The sequence below is a fragment of the Dolichospermum sp. UHCC 0259 genome, from assembly GCF_009711935.1.
Classification (GTDB): Bacteria; Cyanobacteriota; Cyanobacteriia; order Cyanobacteriales; family Nostocaceae; genus Dolichospermum.
In genome coordinates, this window is sequence record NZ_VIKX01000262.1 from 1 (window position 1) to 7157 (window position 7157).

At 38.5% G+C, this 7157-nt stretch carries 7 protein-coding genes; 6 read left to right on the plus strand and 1 reads right to left on the minus strand.

The window, feature by feature from the left end; translation table 11 throughout:
• The 3 genes from FJR05_RS21740 to FJR05_RS21750 form a co-directional block, all read left to right on the plus strand.
• Positions 1–949: DNA methyltransferase (locus tag FJR05_RS21740; protein WP_168646029.1), on the plus strand; the 949-nt coding region annotated here is incomplete at its 5' end.
• Between the two features lie 114 nt (positions 950–1063).
• Complete coding sequence (locus FJR05_RS21745; RefSeq protein ID WP_168646030.1) at positions 1064–1288, plus strand: hypothetical protein; 225 nt, start codon at positions 1064–1066, stop codon at positions 1286–1288.
• Positions 1288–1749: a type II toxin-antitoxin system VapC family toxin gene (locus tag FJR05_RS21750; protein ID WP_174783815.1), complete on the plus strand. Its 462-nt coding sequence runs from the start codon at positions 1288–1290 to the stop codon at positions 1747–1749. The genes FJR05_RS21745 and FJR05_RS21750 overlap by 1 nt, the downstream gene beginning before the upstream one ends.
• 32 nt (positions 1750–1781) lie before the next feature.
• Here FJR05_RS21750 and FJR05_RS21755 read toward each other — a convergent pair whose 3' ends face one another.
• Complete coding sequence (locus tag FJR05_RS21755; RefSeq protein WP_168646031.1) at positions 1782–2762, minus strand: aldo/keto reductase; 981 nt, start codon at positions 2760–2762, stop codon at positions 1782–1784.
• Positions 2763–3140: 378 nt separating this feature from the next.
• On the opposite strand from FJR05_RS21755, the gene FJR05_RS21760 reads away from it, so the two are divergent.
• From FJR05_RS21760 to ilvB, 3 genes are all read left to right on the plus strand, one after another.
• A complete protein-coding gene (locus FJR05_RS21760) occupies positions 3141–3719 on the plus strand; it encodes a hypothetical protein (protein ID WP_168646032.1) in 579 nt (192 codons plus the stop codon).
• Between the two features lie 31 nt (positions 3720–3750).
• On the plus strand, positions 3751–5007 hold the full coding sequence (locus FJR05_RS21765; RefSeq protein ID WP_168646033.1) for an MFS transporter: 1257 nt from the start codon (positions 3751–3753) through the stop codon (positions 5005–5007).
• 134 nt (positions 5008–5141) lie between these two features.
• Entirely contained in the window at positions 5142–7034 is a 1893-nt protein-coding gene (gene ilvB, locus FJR05_RS21770) for a biosynthetic-type acetolactate synthase large subunit (protein ID WP_168646034.1), read from the plus strand.
• Positions 7035–7157: the final 123 nt, after the last annotated feature.

Here is a 7157-nt window from a genome sequence, read left to right on the forward strand (position 1 = left end):
TTTTCTCCATAAAAGAGGCGCAAGAGCCAAATTTCCTAATGGATATTATGCTAGAGGACTTGATAACAAAGTAACTATTCCATTCTTTAAAGAATATTTTCCAAGATATGCTAATAAGGAAACTGGTTTTTTAACTAAAGCAACACGCGCAGACATTATCTGGAATTTTGATGAGGGAAGCAAATTACCATTCAAAAGTAAAAGCTTAATTCAACCTTTTTTAACTTTGATTAATAAAATTGAAAATCAAACGATTAATCTTGAGAATTGTTTAGTTTATATTTTATTACAATTACATCTTCTTTGTCAGTCACAAGCAGAAACCTTTACTGAAACGATAGAACTTGCTAGTTCTAAAAATATTCTCAATATTAATACAGTGATGAAAATGGTAGAAAGACATTTTGCAGAACCATCAAGTTCTCGACTACCAGTTATTGTAATTTTTGCTATCTATGAACAACTATTGAAAACTGTTCGCAGATTTGAAAATAAAATATTACTACCTTTAAATGTTCATACTTCTGCGGATAAACATGGTTATGGTGATATAGAAATAAGAGATAACCATAACAATCCATTTGAAATATTAGAAATAAAACACAATATTCCTATTGATAGAAATATGATATTAGATATAGTCAAAAAATCTGCCAATACAACGATAGAAAGGTATTATATTCTAACGACATACAAAACCTGTTTTATTAATCAACATGAAGAGGAATATATTAATGAATTGATTTTGAATATTAAAAGAGAATGTGGGTTAGAAATTATTGCTAATGGTATTGTGAATACTTTAAAATATTACTTGCGTTTTATAGAAGATTATCAAGAATTTATTAACACATATACTGAAGAACTAGTAAGAGATGCTAGAAATTCAACAGAAATTAAAGATGCTCATATTGAAGCTTGGAAAATGATTTTACAAGAATACATATAGTCGTTTAATCAGAAATATTGAATATTCCTGTTGACCTTGGTTTGTATATATGTTACAAATATATAAATAGGATAGATGGATTGTAATGAATTAGAACTTATAGGGTTAAAAATTATGACAACCAAGGAATTACTAATACAAGAAATTAGCTCAATGTCAGAAATAGAGCTTATACAAACACTGAATATCATCAGATCAATTAAACAAAAAGAGTCTAAACTTCCTCATCGTCCAGGATCAGGAAAATCTATTCTTCGTCATGTTGGAAAATGGGTTGGTGATGATCTCAAGGAATGTTTAGAAATAGTACAATCTTCTCGTGGAATTGCTGAATTTTAATGATATACCTTCTGGACACAAATCACTGTAGCTCTATTATTTTTGGTGATTCTACTGTTATTAGAAAAATAGAATCTATTGGTATTGCTAATATTGCAATTTCAGCTATTACTGAAGGTGAGTTATTATATATGGCTGAAAATTCTACATCAATAGTAGATAATTTGGCTATAGTTGAGGAATTTTTAGAAGATATCCCTGTTTACGATGTAAATAGTGATACAAGTCGAATTTATGCCAAGCTGAAAGCCAAAATTATGGATTGTTTTGGTCCCAAAGAACGAAAAAAAAGACGAAAAGCCCGAATACATGAATTAGGTATAAGTGAGAACGATTTATGGATTGCGGCAATTGCTATTGAAAATTATCTCACAGTTGTTTCCGCAGATAGAGATTTTCAACGTATCCAACAAGCTTGGGATTTCCCTTTAGAAAATTGGCATGATTTATTAGATAGTTAAGTTAATAGATATATTACTAAACATGATTACTCCTATCTCGTCTGAAAAATATTCTGCACCATTTTCTTTTCCACCCTATCAGCAGCATGATCCAACTCTATCACCTCAGCATCACTCAAAAACCAACCCAAAGCCCCAATATTCTCCTGTGCTTGTTCTAGACTTTTAGCCCCAGGAATGGGAATTGTGCCTTTACTAATACACCAATTAATCGCAACTTGAGACATAGTTTTATTTCTCGTATTTGCTATTTCCTGCAAACAACCTAAAAGCGGCTTCATTCCTGGTAATAACTGCTTACATAAAAAGCCCCGGATACCTTTGGGAAAACTCCCATTCTCCGAAAACTTTCCTGTTAATAAACCCAACCCTAAAGGACTATAAGCAATTAATGAAATTCCTAACTCATCACAAACATCTTTTAAACCTAATTCCGTCACCGGATAAGTAGATAAAAGTGAATATTGTACCTGCAAAGTTTTAATAGGTATGCCTCTTTCCTGAAATCTTTTATGTACCCATAAAAGTCTTTTAGTTCCATAATTAGATAAACCCACACCCTTCACCAAACCTTGCTCATACAAATCACCTAAACCATCTAATAAACCCACCTCTTGCCAAGGCGCATAATTAGCTGTAGACCAGTGCATTTGCACCAAATCAACATTTTTACCTAATCTTTTGGACGAGGCACGACAAGCTGATATAATTGAATTTCTAGTCCATCTCCAAGGGTAGGCAGCTAACTTTGTAGCAATGCAAATATTCTCCTGATTGATTCCCTGATATGCTTGGGCAAATTTTCCTAAAAGTAACTCACTACGTCCCTTTAACTTGCCTGTCCCGTAGGAATCACCCGTATCAAATAATGTAATCCCATTGCTCACACAAAGATTAAAAACCTCTTGTAACTGGTTATCCATACTTTCATCGTATCCCCAGAGCAGTTGGTTTCCCCAAGCCCAAGTTCCGCAACCCATGAGAGGTAGATTTAGTAATTGGTTAGTTTGCATACTTAATAACTTTTATTAACTACCTATTTAGTGAGCCGATACCGTTTATTATTGTTTAATTTAATCATGACAAACGATACCTGAATTGATGACATCTATACACGGCCTAATGATCTTACCCACGATGTAACCAATCTGAAGATACAAGCCGGGACTATAGGAACTTCTCAGGTTGCTATAGCCACAAACTTAACTCTAACAACAGGGTTGGCTTCTGATATGAGAGAAGTTAAAAGCGATATTCGACAAATGACATCAGATATCAGAAATATTGACGCGAGTATTAATGAAATACTGCGATTATTACGCAGCCAAAACAATCAATCATGAACTAATCGCATCCGCTCAATAATATCATCCATGTAACGTAAAAATTAAATGCCCATTATTATCTGCCCTGGAATCCATGCACCAGAATTAACTAACAGCTTTATCCAAGGGTGCTTAAATCAAGCTAGTGAAAAATCCGTAGATATACTGGTTTATCCCGAACAGGGTTATTTAACTTTATCAACATTGCATATTTTACATTTTCTGTGCGATCGCTTGGGAGCGCCTAGCGATCGCCCCAGGAATAAGCTAGAATCGCCTGTTATATTCTTATGCTTTAGTGCTGGTGTCATTGGCGGTATAGGTGCGGCTACAGCGTGGCAACTTTTGGGAGGTCATGTGCAAGCCTTCATTGCCATTGATGGTTGGGGAGTCCCTCTAGCGGGCAATTTCCCGATTCATCGTTTGAGTCATGATCATTACACCCATTGGACTTCAGCTTACCTCGGTATGGGAGAAAACAACTTTTACGCCGATCCAGCAGTTGACCATTTATCAATGTGGCACTCACCTCAATCTGTTCAAGGAAAGTGGGTAAACCCATCTGTCAACTTCTCACCAATTAAAAACTACCTGACTGCATCTGAATTTCTCAATTTCCTATTAGAACGTTATAACAGGAAATAGTGATTATTTATTCCCCATTCCCAAGTATCTAATGTTTCCCACTGAACCTACCGCTGTTAATAACGGTTTTACCGGACTGCTGAAAAACCGGGGTTTTATGCTCCTGTGGATTGGTCAACTGATTTCCCAATTAGCTGATAAGGTATTCTTTGTCTTAATGATTGCCTTACTCAAACTCTACTTACCTGTTGATAATGCAGCAGGTGACGGACGCTTCTATTTGTACATGGCATTTACCGTGCCAGCAATGTTGTTTGGTTCTGCTGGTGGTGTTATTGTTGACCGTGTACCAAAAAAGCTGATTATGGTGGGTTCAGACGTGGTGCGGGGATTATTCATGGTCTTAATTCCCTTCCTGCCACGAGAATTTAGCATACTTTTATTCTTCACCTTTTCTATCTCCACCATTACCCAGTTTTTTGCCCCAGCCGAACAAGCGGCAATTCCGCTATTGGTGAAAAGAGAAAGTTTAATGGCTGCCAATGCCTTATTTAGCAGTACAATGATGGCAGCATTAATTATTGGTAATGCAGTTGCCACTCCCATGTTGAATTGGTTTGACAGCTTTAATAAAGGCTTTGGTAAGGAATTGGTGGTTGGCTGTTTATACATCCTTTCCGCCGTGATTATGATGCCAATTCAGTTTCAAGAACACAGGCACATTCACGAAGAAACAGCCGCAATTAATCCCTGGGCTGAATTTTTGTTAGGACTACGCTATCTCAAACAAAATCGGCTAGTTTGGAATGCTATGCTGCAAATAGTTACATTATACTGCGTATTTGCCGCTTTGATAGAATTAGCAATTGGTATGGCAGCAAGGTTACATTTAGCACCAGAAGAATTTAGTTCCTTCGTCGCTGCGGCGGGGGTGGGTATGGTGATAGGTGCGGCTATTTTGGGGAATTTTGGACATCGCCTCCATCATAAACCTTTGCCTTTAATTGGGTTTTTGATTATGGCGTTTTCTTTGGGTTTGTTCATTTTCGTTGATAACCAACCCCTAGCATTAGGACTTTGCATTTTCTTGGGCGTAGGTGCTGCTTTTGTCAACGTGCCAATGCAAACTTTAATTCAACAACAAACACCACCAGAAATGCACGGTAAAGTCTTTGGCTTTCAAAATCATGCCATTAATATCGCTCTGACAGCACCGTTATTAATTACAACAAAGCTAGTTAATGCCTTTGGATTGTCGGCGGTGTTATTCGGAATGAGTATAGTTGTTGGGGCTGTTGGTGTTTGGACTTGGCAAAATACTCGGCGGGTATTGCAAGATGTGATCTAAAAATTGTACAATCATAATCCGTTCTTAACGCTAATAAATACGGCTTTCTCTGCAATTGTGAGAATTTTTACATTAAAATGAAGTTTTAAATACAGAATCTAAGCGTTAATTTTAGCTATACTTTGAGGTTAACTGTGGTTTCGTCTTCTCAAATCAGTCTCCCAAAATCTGAACATAATCAGCAGTCTCCCGTATCTAATTCGTCAGTTCCCGCACCCAAACGGGCATCTGGCGGTTTTGCATTGATAGATAGTTTAATCCGTCATGGTGTTGAGCATATTTTTGGTTATCCCGGTGGCGCGATTCTACCGATTTATGATGACCTCTATAAGATAGAAGCCGGGGGTACGATTAAGCATATCTTGGTTAGACATGAACAAGGTGCTTCCCACGCTGCCGACGGTTACGCCCGTGCTACTGGTAAAGTAGGAGTATGCTTTGGTACTTCCGGTCCGGGAGCGACCAATTTAGTTACAGGTATTGCTACAGCCTACATGGATTCCATTCCCATGATTGTGGTGACGGGACAAGTACCCCGCGCAGCAATTGGGACAGATGCTTTCCAAGAAACAGATATTTACGGGATTACCTTACCCATTGTTAAGCATTCCTATGTAGTCCGTGATGCCAAAGATATGGCGCGGATTGTGGCTGAGGCATTTCACATTGCCGGCACGGGTAGACCTGGACCCGTTTTAATTGATGTTCCCAAAGATGTGGCTTTAGAGGAATTTGATTATGTGCCTGTCGCACCTGGTTCGATTAAGTTACCTGGCTATCGTCCTACAGTCAAGGGAAATCCTCGCCAAATTAATGCAGCTATTCAATTAATTCGAGAAAGTCGTCGTCCATTGTTGTATGTTGGGGGAGGAGCGATCGCAGCTAATGCCCACGAAGAAATCAAACAACTGGCAGAATTATTTAATCTCCCTGTCACCACAACCTTAATGGGTATCGGTGCATTTGACGAACATCATCCCCTATCCTTGGGAATGTTGGGAATGCACGGCACAGCTTACGCCAACTTTGCCGTTACAGATTGCGACTTATTAATTTGCGTTGGGGCGAGATTTGATGACCGAGTTACAGGTAAATTGGATGAATTTGCCTCTTTAGCTAAAGTCATTCACATTGATATTGACCCCGCAGAAGTCGGTAAAAATCGCGTTCCTGAAATCCCCATTGTGGGCGATGTTAAAAACGTCTTAAAAGACTTATTACGTCGATGTCAAGACGCAAATACCAAAGCCACAGCCAACCAAAATCAAGAATGGTTAAACTTAATTAACAGTTGGAAACAAGATTATCCTCTCATTGTCCCCCATCACGCTGACAGCATTTCCCCCCAAGAGGTAATTGTCGAAGTTGGTAGTCAAGCACCCCAGGCCTTTTACACCACAGATGTCGGACAACATCAAATGTGGGCAGCCCAATTCCTCAAAAATGGACCAAGACGCTGGATTTCTAGCGCAGGTTTAGGAACAATGGGTTTTGGTGTGCCTGCGGCTATGGGTGTAAAAGTTGCCTTCCCTGATGATGAAGTGATCTGTATCAGCGGAGATGCCAGTTTCCAAATGTGTTTGCAGGAATTGGGAACACTAGCACAATATGGCATTAATGTCAAGACTTTAATCTTAAATAACGGTTGGCAGGGAATGGTGCGACAGTGGCAGGAAGCCTTCTATGGACAGCGTTATTCATCTTCTAACATGGAAGTCGGAATGCCTGATATTGAGCTTTTAGCACAGGCTTATGGCATCAAGGGGATGGTAATTACCAAGCGGGAAGAGTTGGCTGATAAAATTGCCGAAATGCTGGCACACAATGGCCCTGTAATTGTCAATGTCCATATTACCAGAGATGAAAACTGCTATCCAATGGTAGCCCCTGGCAAGAACAACTCGCAAATGGTTGGTTTACCAAAACCCTCGCCTAAAGATGCAGTTGAATCAATTTCTTGCAGCAATTGTGGGACTCAAAACCAACCTAATCATAATTTCTGTTCTGAGTGTGGAACAAAGTTGTAGTTAGATTTTGTAGGGGTTTAGCGTTATGCTTTACCCTTATACAAAATGGTAATTTATGATTTGAAGCCACATCAATTAATTAAGTTGCTAGTTATCTAGTACACTGCGGCGTAAATGAGATAA